The sequence below is a fragment of the Kitasatospora sp. NPDC088391 genome, assembly GCF_044753345.1.
Classification (GTDB): Bacteria; Actinomycetota; Actinomycetes; order Streptomycetales; family Streptomycetaceae; genus Kitasatospora.
Genome location: NZ_JBIVNB010000002.1, coordinates 706,090 through 722,195, shown reverse-complemented (window position 1 = coordinate 722,195; position 16,106 = coordinate 706,090). Strand labels below are relative to the sequence as shown.

At 75.9% G+C, this 16,106-nt stretch carries 16 protein-coding genes; 6 read left to right on the top strand and 10 right to left on the bottom strand.

Going from position 1 to position 16,106, the window contains the following annotated elements; translation table 11 throughout:
• Window positions 1-100 precede the first annotated feature (100 nt).
• The 4 genes from ACIQBJ_RS07640 to ACIQBJ_RS07625 all read right to left on the bottom strand — a co-directional run bounded on the left by ACIQBJ_RS07640 (window position 101) and on the right by ACIQBJ_RS07625 (window position 4,845).
• Window positions 101-1,834: an SDR family oxidoreductase gene (locus ACIQBJ_RS07640; RefSeq protein ID WP_400705195.1), complete on the bottom strand. Its 1,734-nt coding sequence runs from the start codon at window positions 1,832-1,834 to the stop codon at window positions 101-103.
• Entirely contained in the window at window positions 1,831-2,673 is an 843-nt protein-coding gene (locus tag ACIQBJ_RS07635; RefSeq protein WP_400705192.1) for a M24 family metallopeptidase, read from the bottom strand. Before ACIQBJ_RS07635 ends, ACIQBJ_RS07640 begins: the two co-directional genes overlap by 4 nt.
• A 4-nt stretch (window positions 2,674-2,677) precedes the next feature.
• Window positions 2,678-3,763, bottom strand: a complete 1,086-nt coding sequence (locus ACIQBJ_RS07630; protein WP_400705189.1) for a PDR/VanB family oxidoreductase — start codon at window positions 3,761-3,763, stop codon at window positions 2,678-2,680.
• Window positions 3,764-3,951: 188 nt separating this feature from the next.
• The gene (locus ACIQBJ_RS07625) at window positions 3,952-4,845 is read right to left on the bottom strand and encodes a metal-dependent hydrolase (RefSeq protein ID WP_400705186.1); all 894 of its coding nucleotides are present in this window, start codon (window positions 4,843-4,845) and stop codon (window positions 3,952-3,954) included.
• A 289-nt stretch (window positions 4,846-5,134) separates the two neighbouring features.
• Here ACIQBJ_RS07625 and ACIQBJ_RS07620 point away from each other — a divergent pair, with 289 nt between their 5' ends.
• A complete protein-coding gene (locus ACIQBJ_RS07620; RefSeq protein ID WP_400705183.1) occupies window positions 5,135-5,683 on the top strand; it encodes a pyridoxamine 5'-phosphate oxidase family protein in 549 nt (182 codons plus the stop codon).
• Window positions 5,684-5,690: 7 nt separating this feature from the next.
• On the opposite strand, the gene ACIQBJ_RS07615 is transcribed toward ACIQBJ_RS07620, so the two are convergent.
• Window positions 5,691-6,092, bottom strand: coding sequence for a DUF6193 family natural product biosynthesis protein (locus tag ACIQBJ_RS07615; protein WP_400705180.1), 402 nt, complete (start codon window positions 6,090-6,092; stop codon window positions 5,691-5,693).
• A 175-nt stretch (window positions 6,093-6,267) separates the two neighbouring features.
• On the opposite strand from ACIQBJ_RS07615, the gene ACIQBJ_RS07610 reads away from it, so the two are divergent.
• The 4 genes from ACIQBJ_RS07610 (at window position 6,268) to ACIQBJ_RS07595 (ending at window position 8,621) form a co-directional block, all read left to right on the top strand.
• Window positions 6,268-6,588 carry a hypothetical protein gene (locus ACIQBJ_RS07610; RefSeq protein WP_400705177.1) on the top strand — a complete coding sequence of 107 codons (321 nt, stop codon included), beginning with the start codon at window positions 6,268-6,270 and terminating at the stop codon, window positions 6,586-6,588.
• Window positions 6,510-7,118, top strand: coding sequence for a DUF3592 domain-containing protein (locus ACIQBJ_RS07605; RefSeq protein WP_400705174.1), 609 nt, complete (start codon window positions 6,510-6,512; stop codon window positions 7,116-7,118). The genes ACIQBJ_RS07610 and ACIQBJ_RS07605 overlap by 79 nt, the downstream gene beginning before the upstream one ends.
• A gap of 93 nt (window positions 7,119-7,211) precedes the next feature.
• A complete protein-coding gene (locus ACIQBJ_RS07600; protein WP_400705171.1) occupies window positions 7,212-8,033 on the top strand; it encodes an SHOCT domain-containing protein in 822 nt (273 codons plus the stop codon).
• 36 nt (window positions 8,034-8,069) lie between these two features.
• Window positions 8,070-8,621 carry a GNAT family N-acetyltransferase gene (locus tag ACIQBJ_RS07595; RefSeq protein ID WP_400705168.1) on the top strand — a complete coding sequence of 184 codons (552 nt, stop codon included), beginning with the start codon at window positions 8,070-8,072 and terminating at the stop codon, window positions 8,619-8,621.
• 37 nt (window positions 8,622-8,658) lie between these two features.
• Here the strand turns inward: ACIQBJ_RS07595 and helR are convergent, their stop codons facing one another.
• Both helR and ACIQBJ_RS07585 read right to left on the bottom strand, forming a co-directional pair.
• Entirely contained in the window at window positions 8,659-10,821 is a 2,163-nt protein-coding gene (helR, locus tag ACIQBJ_RS07590) for an RNA polymerase recycling motor ATPase HelR (protein WP_400705165.1), read from the bottom strand.
• A 284-nt stretch (window positions 10,822-11,105) separates the two neighbouring features.
• Window positions 11,106-11,750: a hypothetical protein gene (locus ACIQBJ_RS07585; protein ID WP_400705162.1), complete on the bottom strand. Its 645-nt coding sequence runs from the start codon at window positions 11,748-11,750 to the stop codon at window positions 11,106-11,108.
• Between the two features lie 150 nt (window positions 11,751-11,900).
• Here ACIQBJ_RS07585 and ACIQBJ_RS07580 point away from each other — a divergent pair, with 150 nt between their 5' ends.
• Window positions 11,901-12,929: a helix-turn-helix domain-containing protein gene (locus ACIQBJ_RS07580; protein ID WP_400705160.1), complete on the top strand. Its 1,029-nt coding sequence runs from the start codon at window positions 11,901-11,903 to the stop codon at window positions 12,927-12,929.
• A 246-nt stretch (window positions 12,930-13,175) separates the two neighbouring features.
• Here the strand turns inward: ACIQBJ_RS07580 and ACIQBJ_RS07575 are convergent, their stop codons facing one another.
• From ACIQBJ_RS07575 to alc, 3 genes are all read right to left on the bottom strand, one after another.
• Window positions 13,176-13,799: a GNAT family N-acetyltransferase gene (locus tag ACIQBJ_RS07575; RefSeq protein ID WP_400705156.1), complete on the bottom strand. Its 624-nt coding sequence runs from the start codon at window positions 13,797-13,799 to the stop codon at window positions 13,176-13,178.
• Between the two features lie 55 nt (window positions 13,800-13,854).
• Entirely contained in the window at window positions 13,855-14,640 is a 786-nt protein-coding gene (locus ACIQBJ_RS07570) for an IclR family transcriptional regulator (RefSeq protein WP_400705153.1), read from the bottom strand.
• 261 nt (window positions 14,641-14,901) lie between these two features.
• A complete protein-coding gene (gene alc, locus ACIQBJ_RS07565; RefSeq protein WP_400705150.1) occupies window positions 14,902-16,068 on the bottom strand; it encodes an allantoicase in 1,167 nt (388 codons plus the stop codon).
• Window positions 16,069-16,106: the final 38 nt, after the last annotated feature.

Here is a 16,106-nt window from a genome sequence, read left to right as displayed (position 1 = left end):
GGGGGGCCCCCCCCCCCGCCGCCCCCCCCCCGGCGCGGCGGGGGGGGGGGGGCCCCCCCCCCCCCCCCCCCCCCCGCCCCCGCCCCCTCCCGACGGGCCGTCAGCCCGCGTTGATCCGGGCGGCCTTGCGCAGCAGCGCGGGGCTGAGCCGGCCGAGCAGCCGGGCCGCCTTGGCCTCCACGGTGACGGGCACCACGGCCTTGTTCGCCCGGACGGCGCGGACGATCTCGGCGGCGACCTTCTCCGGCGGGAAGCCCCGGCGGGCGTACATCTTGGACACCTTGGCCTGCTTGGCGGCCTGGTCGTCCTCCCCCAGGCCGGAGAAGGTGGTGGTGCGGGTGATGTTGGTGTTGACGATGCCGGGGCAGATGGTGGAGACGCCGATCCGGTGCGGGGCGAGTTCGGCCCGCAGGCAGTCGGAGAGCATGAACACCGCCGACTTGGAGGTGGCGTACGCGGCCAGCACCTTGGACGGCAGGTAGGCCGCCGCCGAGGCCAGGTTGACGATGTGTCCGCCCTGGCCGCGCTCCACCATCAGCTGTCCGAAGGCCCGGCAGCCGTGGATGACGCCCCACAGGTTGACGTCCAGCACCCGCTTCCACTCGGCCTCGGTGGTCTCCAGGAACGTCCCGGAGTGGCCGACGCCCGCGTTGTTGACCACCACGTCGGGGACCCCGAAGTCGGCGGCGACCTGCCGGGCGAAGGCGTCCACGGCGGCGGCGTCGCTGACGTCGACCCGGTAGGCGGCGGCCTTGACGCCGGACAGCTCGCACAGTTCGGCGGTGCGCTGCGCGGCGGGCAGGTCGCGGTCGCAGACCACCACCCGGGCACCCCGGTCGGCGAAGGCCAGCGCGGTGGCCCGGCCGATGCCGCTGCCCGCGCCGGTGACCACCACCAGCTCGCCCGCCCCGGAGGGCTCCTGGCGGACCGCGCCGTGGTCGCGGGCGGCGAACTCGCGCACCAGCGCGGCCACCGCCGGGCCCTTCTCCAGCAGCGCCGACCAGTGCGTGGCGTTCAGCGAGCGCCTGGTCAGCCGGGGCACCCACTGCTCCAGGCCCTCGGAGAGGAAGTCCGAGACGTAGTGGTCCCGTTCCAGGGTGATCAGCTGCACCGGGACCTCGGTGAACCGTTCGCGCGGCCGGCGCACGGTGGGCTTCATGTTGGCCCGGTACAGCTCGATGCCGTGCACCGCGTCCTTCGCCAGGGTGGCCTGCGGGTGCCCGGGGCGCGGCCGGACCGCCTCCAGGTCGCGCAGCACCCGGGGCCAGAGCCGGGCCAGGCCGAGCTTCCAGGCGGCGGGCGCCAGCACCGGCAGGTGGAACAGCGCGATGTACCAGGAGTGCGCGCCCTGCCGGAGCAGCTGGGAGAGGTGACGGGGCGTCGGGCGGCGGGTGCGGTGCCTGATCCAGTGCCCCATGTGGTCCAGGCACGGGCCCGACATGGTGGTGTAGCTGGCGATCCGCCGGTACGAGCCGGGCGTGGTGATCGCCTCCCAGGACTGCACGCTCCCCCAGTCGTGCGCCACCACGTGCACCGGCCGGTCCGGGCTGACGGCGTCCGCGACCGCGAACAGGTCCTCGCCGAGCAGTTCCAGCCGGTAGCCCTCGCGGCCGGCCGGCACCCCGGACGCCCCCGAGCCCCGGGTGTCGTACCGCACCACGTGGTGGTCGGCGGCCAGGTCCGCGGCCACGTCGTCCCAGACCGAGTGGTCGTCGGGGTAGCCGTGCACCAGGACCACCGTCGGGTTCGCCGGGTCGCCCTGCTCGTACACGGCGAGCGCCAGCCCGCCGGAGTCGACGGTGCGTCGGCGGATCTCGGTGTTGCCGCTGGTCATGCCGCGTCCTCCAGGAGTGCCCAGCGCCGCACGTGCGGCAGGTCGTCGTCGAGCCAGTACACGTCGTCCTCGGTGACCACGAGGAGTTCCTCGAACTTGATGCCCACCTCGCGGAACCCGATGTGCGGTTCCACCGCCCACAGGCCCGGCGTCGGCGCGTGCCGGGAGGCCCGGCCGCCCGCCCACAGCGGGGACCTGCCCTCCAGCCGCTCCTTCACCAGTTCGCGTCCGAGGGTCTGCAGCGTACGCACCCCGAAGCCGAACAGGTTCACCCCGGCCGGGCCGCGGGCCGTCATCCGGGTCACCTGGTGGCCGATCACCCGGCCCGGGTAGACCTGGTGGCGGTTGTCGTAGCCGTGCTCGGCGATCTGCGCGTCCACGGCCGCGTACACCTCGGCGAGGGTCCTGCGGGCCTTCACCTCGCGCAGGATCAGCTCCCGGTACGCCTTCAGGTCCAGCGCGAGGCGGTCCCAGACCGGGTTCTCGCCGACCTTGCCGCCGTAGCCGATGTCGGCGGTGTAGCCGTCCACCACCGGCGCGCAGTCCAGCACGTACGGCATGCCCTCCTTCAGCACCCGGGAGCCCGCGAAGAACTGCAGCGGGGTGTGGAAGTGCCGGAACGCCGTGCGGTCGCCGAACCAGGCGAACGGCACGTGGAAGAAGTCCTGCACGCCCGCCCGGACCAGGCAGCGGCGCAGCTGCGCGGTGGCCTGACGCTCCGTCACGCCCGGCTCGATCCAGGCCGCGACCTGCTCGGCGCAGTGGTAGGCCAGTTGCTGGGTCTCCCGGAACCGGGCCAGGTCGCGCTCGTCGAAGGGGAACTTCGGGGGTTGCTTCATCCGACTACACCTCCAGTTCGAGGGTCTCGCCCTCGGCGGCCCGGGACACGCACGGCAGCATCAGGCCGGCGGCCCGCTGCTCCTCGGTCAGCCTGCGGTCGCGGTGCTCGGGCGTCCCGGACGCCACCTTGAGCACGCACGTCCCGCAGAAGCCCTGCTTGCACGAGTACGGCAGCTCCGGCCGCGCCTCGCGCGCCACGTCCAGCGCGGAGCGGTCGGCCGGGACGGCCAGCTCCGGGCCGCCCGGGCCCAGCCGGAGCGTGAACGGACGGCCGTTCAGCACCGGGGCGGCGCCGAACCGTTCGTAGTGCAGCGAGACCGCGGGCGAGGCGTCCAGCGCCCGCTGCACGGCCGCCAGCATCGGCGCCGGGCCGCACACGTACACCGCGGCGCCGCGCGGGGCGCGGGCCAGCAGTTCGGCGGCGTCCGGGAGGCCGTGCTCCTCGTCGGTCCTGATCTCCACCCGGTTCGGGTCCAGCGACCTCAGCTCGTCGGTGAACGGCAGCGAGGCGGCGCTGCGGCCGGTGTGCACCAGCCGCCAGTCCACGCCCGCGTGCTGGGCGGCCCGGGCCATCGGCAGCAGCGGGGTGACGCCGATGCCGCCGGCCAGGAACAGCACCTTCTCCTCGCCGCAGAACGCGAAGCCGTTGCGCGGGCGGCGCACCCGCAGCCGCACGCCGACGTGCAGTGCGTCGTGGACCTCGGCGCTGCCGCCCCCGCCGTCGGGGACGCGGCGCACCGCGATCCGGTAGCCGTGCCGGTCGGCCGGGTCGCCGCACAGCGAGTAGTGCCGCTCGCGCCCCGACGGCAGCGTCAGCCGCACCCGCGCGCCCGGCTGCCACTCCGGCAGCATCCCGCCCGAGGGGTCCGCCAGCCGCAGCTCCACCACGTCCTCGGCCACCACTCGGTGCGCCGTCACCACCAGGAACAGCGGCGGCACCCCGCGCGCCTCCGCCCGCCGCGGACTGCGCCGCAGTCCGGGCCGCCCCAGCGCCGGGCTGTACCAGTCCCCGAACGCGGTCAGCCGCTCGAAGAACCGGTCCGCCCGCGGGCGTCCGTACAGGTCCGGCGGCGGGGTTTCGAGATCCATGGGGGAACACTCCGGGAAGAGGGCTGTCAGGGAGACGGAACGTGCGGTCGGGGCACTCGTGAGCGTGCACCCAGGGGCGCGGGGAACTGCGCGGGTGGGGCACAGGAGCGTCCGCAGGGTCCGTGGGCCGAGGGGGAGGTGCAGGTGGACGGGCCACCCGCGAGGGGCCGCGTCCCCGCTCCGCGCGGTCAGTGCGTGGCGGCGGCCCGGGCGGCCGGGGACTTGGCCAGGTAGGCGAGGGCCTGGGAGGAGCTGCCCTCGCGGGTGGGGTGGTAGCCCGGGCCGAAGTAGCGCAGCGCGGAGCGGACGAAGCGGGCCGGTTCGGGGAGCAGGCCGCGCCGGGCGGCGCGCTGGGCCTCCCGCCAGGTGGGGACGATCCGGCCGTCCAGGGTGGGGTCGGCGGCGAGCATGAAGCGGGCACCGCGGACCCAGAGGTGGACGAGCAGCGGGCCGGAGACGAACATGCCGCGGACCCGGCGCAGGTAGCCGGGGTCGAGGTGGCGCATCAGGTCGTAGGCGACGCTGCGGTGCTCGACCTCCTCGGCGCCGTGCCAGCGCAGCAGGTCGAGCATGGTGGGGTCGGCCTTGGCCCGGTCCAGGCCGGGCGAGTTGAGGGCCCAGTTGCCGAGGAAGGCGGTGAAGTGCTCGATCGCGGCGACGAAGGCGACCCGTTCGATGACGTTCTCGCGGTGCTGCCGGGCGCTCAGCCCGGGCTTGTCGCCGAGGACGCGGTGGAACAGCCAGCTGACCTGCCGGACGTACGGCCGCGGGTCGAGGCCCTGGCCGAGCAGGTGGTCGAGGACCTCCTGGTGGGCCTCGGCGTGGATCGCCTCCTGGCCGATGAAGCCGAGCACCTCCTCGCGGAGCTGCTCGTCGCGGATCATCGGGAGCGCGTCCTTGAAGACCTTGACGAACCAGCGCTCGCCCTCGGGGAGCAGCAGGTGCAGGACGTTGATGGTGTGGGTGGCCATCGGCTCGTCGGGGATCCAGTGCATCGGCAGCGCGGACCAGTCGAAGTGCACGTCGCGGGGTTCGAGGACCAGGCTGTCGTGCACGGCGGGCGGCGGGGTGGTGCGGGGCATGGGGGTGCCTCCTTGGGCGCGGACGGACGGGTGGCTCCGGGCCTTCCGGTGCGGTCATCTCCCGTCGGCGGGGCTTCGGTTCCGCACCCGGCGGCAGGGAGGGTGCGGGCGCCGGCCGGGAGATGGCCGTACCGGAGGGTCCGGGTCCGGAGGGCTCCGGGGGGACCGGTGGGCACACCGGCAAACTACTCGCGGGTAGTGGGCTGGACAAGGGGTTGGACCGTTCTTATCAACATCGAGTCTAATAAGCCGCTCGATAGGGTGACTCCGAGCCGCCCAGGGAGACGCCGTGACCGACCGCCCCGCACCCGCCCCGCTCGTCGCCGCGCTGCTCGCGCACCCGGTGCTGGCCGCCCCGGCCTACCCGGCGCCGCCGCCCGGGCCGGTCGCCGACCCGGCGGGCCTGCTCGCCGCCTGGCTGCTGGACGCGCTGGCCGCCGGGGAGCCGGACGCCCAGGTGGTGACGCTCTCCACGCTCGGCGCCGACGGGCACCCGGACGCCCGGGTCCTCGTCCTGCGCGACCTCGAACCGGGCACCGCCGCCTGCCACTTCTGGACCGAACCGGACTCCGCCAAGGCACGGCAGCTCGCCGCCCACCCGCAGGCCGCGCTGACCGCCTACTGGCCCCGGCAGGGCCGGCAGGCCCGCCTGCGCGGACCGGTCCGCCCCGGGCCCGACTGCTGGACGCCGTCGCCCGCCCTGCGCTGCTACGTCCTGCACCCCGTCGCCGTCGACCTCTGGCAGGCCGCCCCGGACCGCCGGCACCTCGCCCTGCACGCCGCCCGCACCCCGGACGGCTGGACCCCGGCCGACTGGACCGCCGCCGCCGTGGACTGACGTCCCGTCAGGCCACCGGGGACGACGGGGCCGCGTCCTCGGGCAGGTGCTGCAGGACCAGCGCCACCGAGGCGGCGGCGGTGCGGCCCTCGTGCACCCGGCCGTCGGCGAGGTGGACGTCGAAGCGGTTCCCGCCGTGGGTCCGGACCCGGGGGAGGTCGTGGCACTGCGGCGGGGCGGCCCGGTGGCTGAAGGTGATCCAGTACATCGCCCGGCCCGGCGCGAGCGCCCGCAGCCGGGGCTGGGCGTAGGCCGCCTCGACGAACTCCCGGGCGTCCGCGCCGGGTTGGCCGGCCGCGAAGGCCCGCAGCGCCTCCCAGCGGACGGCGATCGGGTCGAGGGTGCGGGGGTGGGCGTCGGGGTCGTCCTCGGAATCGGGGGGCTCGGCGGCCTCGGTCAACTCGGGCATGGGGCCGAGTGTGCCAGAGCGGGCCCGGGTTTCCCCGGAGCTTCGGAAGTCCGCCGCCCGTTCGTGGGGCTTCCGCCCGATTCCCGTCACCCGGCCGCCGTCATGCCCTTCGCCCGGCCGCCGTCATGCCCCCTCGCCCTCGGCCCTGCGCACCCGAACCGCTACCCTCCCCCGCATGGAGAAGATCACCGTCCCGGACGAGCCGCGCTGGCCCGGGTACGCGGCGGGGCGGTGGGCCGCGCTCGCGGCCCTCGCCGCCCTGGTCGCGGCACTCGGCCTGGCCGCGGGGGCGGCCTGGCGGCACCTGCCCCCCGGGTACTCCGCGGTCCCCCCGCTCCTCGCGGCGGGGGCGGCCTGCTGGGCCCAGCAGGTGGCCCGGGGCGCCGAGTGGTGGACGTCCTGGCCACCGATCGGCCGGTGGACCGCCTCGCTCGGCGCGGTGGCGCTGTTCGCGGCCGGGACGGCGCCGGCTGGCCGGCCGCCGCGCTGGCGCTGACCGCCGCCGGACCGGCCGTCGCCACAGGCCGGGCGGACCGCCACAGACGGCTGGGGCGGCTGACCCGGGAGCGGAACGCCGCGCTGCACCGGGTGCGCATCCGGCAGGAGGGCGAGAGCGCCCGCGGCGCGGTGGTCGAGGTCGCGGACCTGTCGGACGAGCCGGACTACCGGGGCCTGTACTCGGCCCGGCTGCGCATCCGCTACACCACCGCGGCGGGCACCGACCACACCGTCCGGCACGACACGGACTTCTCGGTGCACCGCCCGCCCCGGGTCGGCCTGGGTGCGACCGTGCGCTTCCTCCCCGAGGACCCGACCGACACCGAGATCGCACTGGACCCGGTGACCGCCGCCGCGGAGGCCCCGCCCGCCCCCGCCCCCGCCTCCGCTCCCGCTCCCGTGGACGTCCCCGCCGTCCCCGGCCTGCCCGCGCAGCTGGAGCACCTGCACCACCTGCACCTGGACGGGGCGCTCACCGCCGAGGAGTTCGCGCTCGCCAAGCGGCAGTTGATCGCCCCGCCGGACTGACCCCGCCCCGTCGCCCGCGCGCCCGCCGGGCTTCTCCCCCGCTTCACCGGAAAATGGTCCGGACCAATCCGGGCGGCCGCTACGCTCCCCCGCATGGAGGAGATCATCGTCCCGGGCGAGCCGCGCTGGCCGGGGCTGTCGGGCGGGCGCTGGACCGGGATCGGCCTGCTCGCCGCGGTGGTGGCGGTGCTCGGGTGGCTGGCCGGGTCCGCCCTGCGGGGCACCGGGGCGGCCGCCGAGCGGTACGTGCTGTTCGGGCTGGCGGCGTTCTTCGGGTTCCTGGCCTTCCTCTGGGCGCAGTACCTGGCCCGGGCCGAAGGGGAGCTGTACCGCCCGGTGTTCGGCTGGTGGGCCGCTTTCCCGGCGGGGGCGGCGGTGTTCGCGGCCGGGGTCCTGCTCGGCGGCGCCGGCGGGTGGCCGGTCGGCGCGGGGGCGGTCGCCGCCGTCCTGGCCGCGGCCGGGGCGGCCCGGCGCGACCGCCGGCTGCGGCTGGCCGCGCTGGCCGGGGTCCGGGCGGCGGCGCTGCACCGGGTGCGCGTCCGGGCGGAGGGCGAGACCGTCCGCGCCTCGGTGGTCGAGGTGCTGTCCCGCGCCGACACGCCCGACGACCGGGGCCGGTACTGGACGGGGCTGACGCTCCGTTACACCGTCGCGGCGGGCACCGAGCACACCGTCGAGCACCGGGCCGGCTTCTCCGTGCACGACACCCCCCGGGTGGGCCGGGGCGCGACCGTGCACCACCTGTCGGCGGACCCGGCCGACATCGAGGTCGTGCTGGACCCGGCGGGCCTGCCCGCCGACGACCCCGACCTGCCCGACCGGATCGCCCGCCTGCACCGGCTCCATCTGGACGGGGCGCTCACCGCCGAGGAGTTCGCGCTCGCCAAGCGGCAGTTGCTGGCCCCGGGGAACTGACCCCGCGTTCGGTTCGGGTGCGATAGGTTCCCGGGCATGACCGAGATACCGCCCGCCGCCTGGCCGCCGCCCGCCCCGATCCGGACCGCCCGTCTGGTGCTGCGCCCCTCGGAGGCCCGCGACCGGGCGGCCTTTGTCGACCTGTTCTGCTCGCCGGAGGTCGGCACGTACATCGGCGGCGCCCGCCCGCGCGCGGAGCTGGAGCGGGCGGTGCCGGAGGTCCCGGGGAACCGTCCGGGCTTCTTCGTCGCGGAGCTGGACGGCGCGGCGATCGGCGTCGTCACGCTGGACCGGCGGGCCCCCGAGCGGACCGGGCACCTGCGGCCGGAGGGCGGCGAGGCCGAGATCGGCTACCTGTTCCTGCCGCACGCCTGGGGCCGCGGCTACGCCGCCGAGGCGTGCGCCGCCGCCCTGGACTGGCACGCGGAGGTGCTGCCCGGGGAGCCGGTGGTGCTCTGCACGCAGAGCGCGAACGCGGCCTCGATGCGGGTCGCGGAGAAGCTGGGCTTCGCCGAGCTGGAGCGCTTCGAGGAGTACGGCGCCGAGCAGTGGTTCGGCGTCCGCACCCCTCCCGCGCCCGCCGGCTGACGCCCCGTCGGCCCGCTGCCGGGCCGACGGCAGCGGGTCAGCCCGCGAGGATCGCCAGCTGCCCGGTGGCCCGGGTCATCGCCACGTAGCGGTCGACCGCGCCCTCGATGCCGTCGCCGAAGGACTCCGGGTCGACCAGCACCACGAAGTCGAACTCCAGGCCCTTGACCAGCTCGGGGGCGAGCGAGCGGACCCGGGGCAGGCCGAGGAAGGACGGGTCGCCGATCACGCAGGCGGTGCCCTCGGGGTGCGCGGCCAGCCACTCGGCGAGCACCGCGTCCCGCTCGGCGCGGGCGCCGTGCCGGACCGGCAGGCCGCTGGAGCGGATCGAGGTGGGCACGTTGGCGTCGGGCAGCACGGCCCGGATGACGGGCGCGGCCTCGGCCATCACCTCCTCGGGGGTGCGGTAGTTGACGGTCAGTGAGGCGAGGGTGATCCGGTCCAGGCCGGCCCGCTCCAGGCGCTCGGTCCAGCTCTCGGTGAAGCCGTGCCGGGCCTGGGCGCGGTCGCCGACGATGGTGAAGGAGCGGGACGGGCAGCGGGCGATCAGCATCTGCCACTCGGCGTCGGTGAGTTCCTGCGCCTCGTCGACCACGATGTGCGCGAACGGGCCGGCCAGCAGGTCGGGGTCGACGGGTTCGGCCTCGCTGTGGTCGATCAGGGCGTCGCGCAGGTCGGCGCCGCGCAGCATGGCGACCGCGCCCTCGCCGTCGTCGTCGGATTTCAGCAGGTGGTCGACGACGCCGTCCATCAGTTCGCGCTCGGTGGCGAGCCGGGCCCGGTGGGCGCGCTCGCGGCGGTCGGCGTCGGTGTCGCCGAGCCGGCGGCGGGCGGCGTCCAGCAGCGGCAGGTCGGAGAGCGTCCAGGCGGCCGGGTCGGTGCGCTGCAGGGCGCGGACCTGCTCGCGGTCCAGGAACGGGGCGCACAGCCGCAGGTAGGCGGGGACGGTCCACAGGTCGCCGACCAGGTCGGTCGGTTCGAGGATCGGCCAGGCCCGGCGGAGCGCGCCGAGCAGTTCGGGGTCGCGCCGTAGTTCGCGGCGGAGCACCTCGGGCGAGATGCCGTCCTCGTCGTCGAAGGAGTCGGCGTTCTTGTCGAGCAGGATGGTGATCAGCTCGTCGAGGATCTGCTGGCGGGCCTCGTTGTGCGGGACGCCGGGGCCGGGGGCGGCGAACGCCTCGGACCAGTCCTGCGGGTCGATCCACAGCTCGTACCACTCGGTGGAGAGCTTGCGGCCCTCGGCGGGCGGCTCCTCGTAGACGGCGACGGCCTTCTCGATCGCGTGCACCATCCCGGCGGCGGCCTTCAGCCGGGCCACCTCGGGGTCGGGTTCGGGGGCGACGGCGGCGCCCTCGGGCAGCAGGTCGCGCAGGGTGCAGGTCTGCACGCCCTCCTCGCCGAGGCTGGGCAGCACGTCGGAGACGTACGCCAGGTACGGCTGGTGCGGGCCGACGAACAGCACCCGGCCCTTGCGGTGGCCGAGCCGGGGGTCGGAGTACAGCAGGTGGGCGGTGCGGTGCAGGGCGACCACGGTCTTGCCGGTGCCGGGGCCGCCGTCGACCACCAGGGCGCCGCGCGAACCGGCCCGGACGATGGCGTCCTGGTCGGCCTGGATGGTGGCGAGGACGTCGCGCATCCGCTCGGAGCGGGAGCTGCCGAGGCTGGCGATGAACGCGGACTGGTCGTCGAGCGCGGCGTGGCCCTCCAGTCCCTCGGCGGTGAACACCTCGTCCCAGTAGTCGCCGACGGCGCCGCGCTGCCAGCGGTAGCGGCGGCGGCTGACCAGGCCCATCGGGTTGGCGTGGGTGGCGGCGAAGAAGGGCTCGGCGGCGGGCGAGCGCCAGTCGATCAGCAGGCGGCGGCCGTCGGCGTCGGCGAGGCCGAGGCGGCCGATGTAGACGGGCTCGGGGTCGTCGGCGCGGACGATCCGGCCCAGGCACAGGTCGGTGCCGAAGCGGCGCAGGGTGCGCAGCCGGGCCGAGAGCCGGTGCACCTCGCTGTCGCGGTCCATCGCGGCCCGGCCGGCTCCGCCGGGGCTGCGGCGGACCTCCTCCAGGCGGGCGGTGAGGTCGGCGATGTCGGCTTCCAGGGTGGTGGCGATGTCCGTGAAGTGCCGGTCGTCGGCGGCGATCAGGGCCGGGTCCGCCTTGGCGGCGAGCCGCTCGGGCAGGTCGAAGGCGCTGGTCGTCGGGGAATTCATGGGTGTCGGCTCCGATCCGCTGTCTGGTCCGCCGCGCGCCGCCCGCGTGCTGCTCGCGGTCTGCCCCGTTTGTGCTGTTTGCGCGGGTTCCCAGGTTCAGATCAGCGATTGTGCGGCACTGGGGGGGCCTTGCCGCAAGGCCCCCCGTGCGGTATACATTGGATAACGGCAGGAGAGTGCGAACTCCCTGCCTTTCGTGTTTCCCGGGCCGGTGCGCCCGGGCTTCCCCCATCCTCGCCCATCCTCGCCCGTCGGCGGCCCTGCCTTCGACCTCACGAGCCGCCTCACAGGCGGTCCAGGGCCTCCACCGGGTCGGGGCCGTTCCACTCCTCCGGGTCGTCGTCCTCACCCACCTGGCCGGTCGCCTCGAACTCGGCGTCGGCGGCCCGGACGGCGGCGGCGTAGGCCGCGGCGTCCGCCACCGGGTGCAGCACCCGGGCCCCGGCGGGGGCCAGCGCGAGCACCCCGAGGGTGTAGCGGTCGCGCGGACCGGGCCAGATGTGGTCGCGGACCACCGCGAAGCCGCCGGCCGGGCCGGTCTCGGGGGCGGCGGCGCGGACCAGGGCCAGGAACCACAGCGGGTCGCGGAAGCTCTCCCGATGGACCGTCAGGTTCACCACCGTCAGCACGCCCCGCCCGGCGTCGTAGTCGACCCGGGCCAGGCCGGGCTCCTCGGCGGTCCGCAGGAAGGCCCGGAGCTGGGCCCGGTGGTCGTCGCCGTCCGCCAGCCAGCGCGCCACCGTCTCCTCGTCCGGCCCCGGGTGCAGCGACCAGGGCAGCCCGCCGTCCTCCCCCCGCCGGTCGTGCCACCCCGTCAGCCCCGCCCGGTCGGCCCACTCGGCCAGCGGCCGGGGCGCGGCCGCCAGGTAGCGCCCCAGCGCGGCGGGCTCCAGGTGCAGTCGGGCCATCGCACAGTACGGCTCGGACATCACGGCTTCCTTCCCGGTGGGCGACGCTGCGTCAGGGGGCCGATCCTGCCAGGGGGTTGCGACAGTGCTCCGGGGCGGCCCCGAGCCGCTCGGGCGGACCTGGGATGCTGGCGGGTGGCGGGGGCCGGCGAGGTGGAGGGCGGGCGGGGCATGGCAGTGGCGACGGGCGGGGGTGCCCCGGACGAGGGGGTGGACCCGAAGGACTGGTTCGACGCCTGGCGGGAGCTGATCGGCCTGACCAGGGACTGCGACACCACCAGCCCGTACGCGGACCGGTTCGAGGCTGAACTGCGGCGCTCCGAGCTGGGCCCCGTCACCTTCCTGGGGACGTCGTTCCCCTCGGCGAGCTTCCGGCGCACCGACACCCGGGTGCGGCGCTCCGACCCGGGCGTGTTCCACCTGACCCTGGTGCTGCGCGGCGAGTTGAACCTGACCCGGGCCAACGAGCCCACCCGGTCCTTCCGGCCCGGCGAGCTGACCGTGGTCGACAGCTCCCGGGCGTACGAGCTGCGGGCGCTCGGCGGGCGCGCCGACGGGCACGACCGGCCCGCCTCGGTGGACGCGGTCGGCATCGACTTCCCGATCTCGCTGCTGCCGATGTCGCCGTTCCAGCTGCGCCGGCTGCTCGGCCGCGGTTTCCCGGCGGGCGAGGGCACGGCGGCGCTGGTCGGCGACTTCCTGCTCAGCCTGGACCGGCAGTCCGGCAGCCTCGGCCCGGCAGCCGCCGCCCGGCTCGGCCCGCTCGCCGTCGACCTGGTCTCGACCTGGCTCGCCGACGAGTTGGAGCAGGACGCCGCGCTGTCGCCGACCGCCCGGCGGCGGGTTCTGATCGAGGGCGTCCGGGCGTTCGTCCGCCGCAACCTGCACGACCCGGGGCTGACCCCGACCACGGTCGCCGCCGCGCACCACATCTCGGTCAGCTACCTGCACCGGGTGTTCGCCCAGGAGTCGCCGGGCGAGACGGTGGCCGGCTGGGTCCGCCGCCAGCGCCTGGCCCGGGCCCACCGCGACCTCGCCGACCCGGCGCTGCGCGCCACCCCCATCCACACCGTGGCGGCCCGCTGGGGGATGCCCCGCCCGGACGACTTCAGCCGCGCCTTCCGCGCCGAGTACGGGCTCTCGCCGCGCGACCACCGGCGGCAGGCGCTGACCGCCGCCGCCGGACGCGCGGACGGGTGAACGCAGTGCCAATCCGCTGTCGACGCAGCGCCAACACCCGCCCGGCCCCGCCCGCCTAGCCTGGACACCGCGGGGGGAACTCCGGGCCCCACCCCACGGCGGCCCGGCCCGAGGCGAACCACCACCGGCCCCGGGGGGACCGGGCCGGAACACGGGGGAGGTTCGCCGAACGCCGGGAGCGGCCGTTCCGGATCACCCGGTCCGGACCGGCCGCTCCCGCGTCCGTTCCCCGGGAGTGACGGGGCGTCAGCCGAGACGGCGGCCCAGGTAGGTGACGGGGCCGGGGTCGGGGACCGCGACGGGGTGGAAGCCCAGGCGGTCGTAGAACGGGCGGGCCCGGGTGTTGGCGGTGACCATACCGAGGTGCAGGCCGGGGACGCCCTTGGCGGTCAGCGCGGCGACCAGGGTGTCGATCAACTCCCGTCCGTGGCCGACGCGCTGGTGGCTGGGCAGCAGGTCGATGTGCAGGTGGGCCGGGTAGGCGGCGAGTTCCGGCAGCAGCATCCGCTCGGGCTCGTGCAGCAGCCGCGCCATCTCCTCGCTGGGGGTGCCGGGTTCGCCGGCGGGCGGCGGGAAGCGGTCGGCGACCCGGGGCAGCCACTCGGCGCGGAACCGCCGGACGAACTCCGCGGTGTCGGCGGTCGCCACCACGTAGCCGACCGCCCGGGTGCCGTCGTCCACCACGAAGGCGAGGTCGGGCTCCAGTTCCGCGTACGGGGCGGCGAAGATCGTCGGCAGCAGGTCGAGGTCGGGGTACTTGTGCCGCGAGTCGCCGCCCAACTCCCCCGTCCGGACGCAGATGTCGAACAGGTCGGCCCGGTCGCGCGGCTCGTACGGGCGCACCACGGCCCGTTCCCGGTGATCGCTCATGCCCCATCCTGACCGGCCGGGGAGCGCTCCCACAAGTGGATTGCGCCGGACCCCGTCAGACCGCCATCGCCAGCATCAGCGGCGCGGCCCGCAGGGCGAGGAGTTCGGCGGCCTCGCGGAGCCGGTACGCCTGCGCGATCGGCAGCGAGGTGGCCAGGCAGCCGACGGTGCCGCCCGCGACCACCGGCACGGCCGCGCACACCGTGTCCATCGAGTACTCCTGCAGGTCCAGCACCGGGACGGTGGCGGGCTGCCGGTCGAGCCGGTGCAGCAGCCGGTCGGTGCGGGTGATGGTGCGGGCGGTCAGCCGGGCCGCCGGGTGCCGGGACAGGTGGTCCAGCCGGGCCCGGTGGTCGAGTTGGGCCAACAGGCACTTGCCGATCGCCGAGGCGTGCGCCGTCGCCCGGAAGTCCGCCCACTCGTGCACCGCCGGGGCGTGCTCGGCGGCGCTCACCGCCTCCACCGACAGTTCCCCGTCGTGGTAGCGGGAGAAGTACACGGCGGCGCCCAGCTCGTCCCGCAGCTCCTCCAGCCGGTGGTGCAGCCGGGCCCGGACCATCGGCTCCCGGTGCTGCGACCCCAGCAGGGTGAACGCCCCGCCCAGCGCCCAGACCCCGTCCAGGTGGACCAGGTACCCCTCGGCCTCCAACTCCTCGGCCAGCAGCCGGACCGAGGCCACCGGCATCGTCAACTCCCGTGCCAGCTCGGCCAGGACGACCCCCTCCGGGCGGCGGTCCACCGCCTCCAGCAGCCGCAACGCCCGCCGCAGCACCCCGAACGACCCCGGCCCGCCACCGCCTCCGAGCAATCCCCCGTGCCGCCCGCTGCTCACCGTCGCCATCGCCTCGCCCCCTCCGTCACCACCCTAGCCAGCCCGCCCCGAACCCATGCCCCACCCACCGAATATTCGCCCGAGAGGGCCGGGCCCCCTTGACAGGCATATGCCCCGGAGGGTGTTCAGGGGCCGGGCCTTCGGCCCGGAACGGGGTGGCGTTCAGCGGCCCGTCGGACAGCAGCCACTCGGCACCGCCGTTCCCCGGGCCCCTGGAGCTTCGCTCCGCGGGCCTGGGAGAGCGAAGGGAAACGCGCGGCTCAATGCCGTTCAGTCCGCGTACAGGGCCCGGACGGGTGTCGCGTCGGCGAGGGGGCGGGCGGTGGCGAGGTCGGTGGGGAGGCCGGCCGCGGTGAGGGCTTCGCGGGCTTCGGCCGGGGGGAGGGCGTTGAACCAGCGGAGGGCGAGGGCGTCCTGGCCGGCGGGGGTGAGGCGGCCGGTGAGGCGGAGGCGGGCGAGGCCGCCGTCGGGGTAGACGTTGATCCGGACGTGGGTGACGGGGGCGCCGGCCGGCAGGCGGTAGCGGTGGCGGGTGTCGGGTTGGAGGCGGGTGCGCGGGAGGAGGACGGTCTCGGTCCCGTCGACGGAGCCGACGAGTTCGGCCCAGCCGGGGGCGTTGGCGACGAAGCAGGAGGTGTCCACCTCGGCGGCCAGCACCTCGCCCTCCCCGGCCAGGGCTATCCGCACCCAGTCGTGGCCCTGGTCGCGCCGCCGCCGGGTCTCCCAGCCGTCGCCCATGACGGCGGCGCGGCCGGGGGCGTTCAGGTGGTGCGGGGAGGAGTAGAAGCGGTCGGAGGCGGCTTCGGCGACGCCGCCGTGCTCCTGGGCCGCCAGGTCGAAGGTGAGTCCGGTCAACTCCCGCGGGTCGGGCCGGACTTCGCCGTGCACCCGGAGCCGGGCGACGCCGCCGTCGGGCCAGATGTTCAACCGGACGTGGGTGTACCGGGTCGGGTCGGCGACCGTGAAGGCGTGCGCGGTGTCGCCGCGCAGGGGGGTGCGCGGGACGAGGTCGGTCCACTCGGCGGCGGCGAGTTCGTCCGGCGCGGGGTGGCCGGGCACGGACGCGGCCTGGACGGACGCGGTCTCGGGGTAGTTGCCGGTGAAGTGCGCGGTGTCGACGATCACGCCGCGCACCACGCCCGCGACGCCGAGCCGGACGACCGCCCAGTCGTGGTCCTCGTCGGTGGGGTGCGGCTGCCGGGCGCTGCGGCCGCGGCGGCGGCGGGACTCCCAGCCGTCCATGATCTGGCCCTTGTGGCCGAAGGTGTGCGGGCGGAACTCGGCGGGCGCGGCGACCAGCAGGTTCTCGGCGTCGGCGAAGGTGTCCTCGTTGGTGGCGACCACGCCCGCGCCGAGCAGCCGGGAGGCCAGGTCGACCAGGTCGGTGAACGGCGTCTCCGCGGTCCGATCGGTCGGAACGGTCCGATCAGTGGGCAACTGATTCTCCTTCGGGTCGGGTCGGGTCGGGTCGGGTC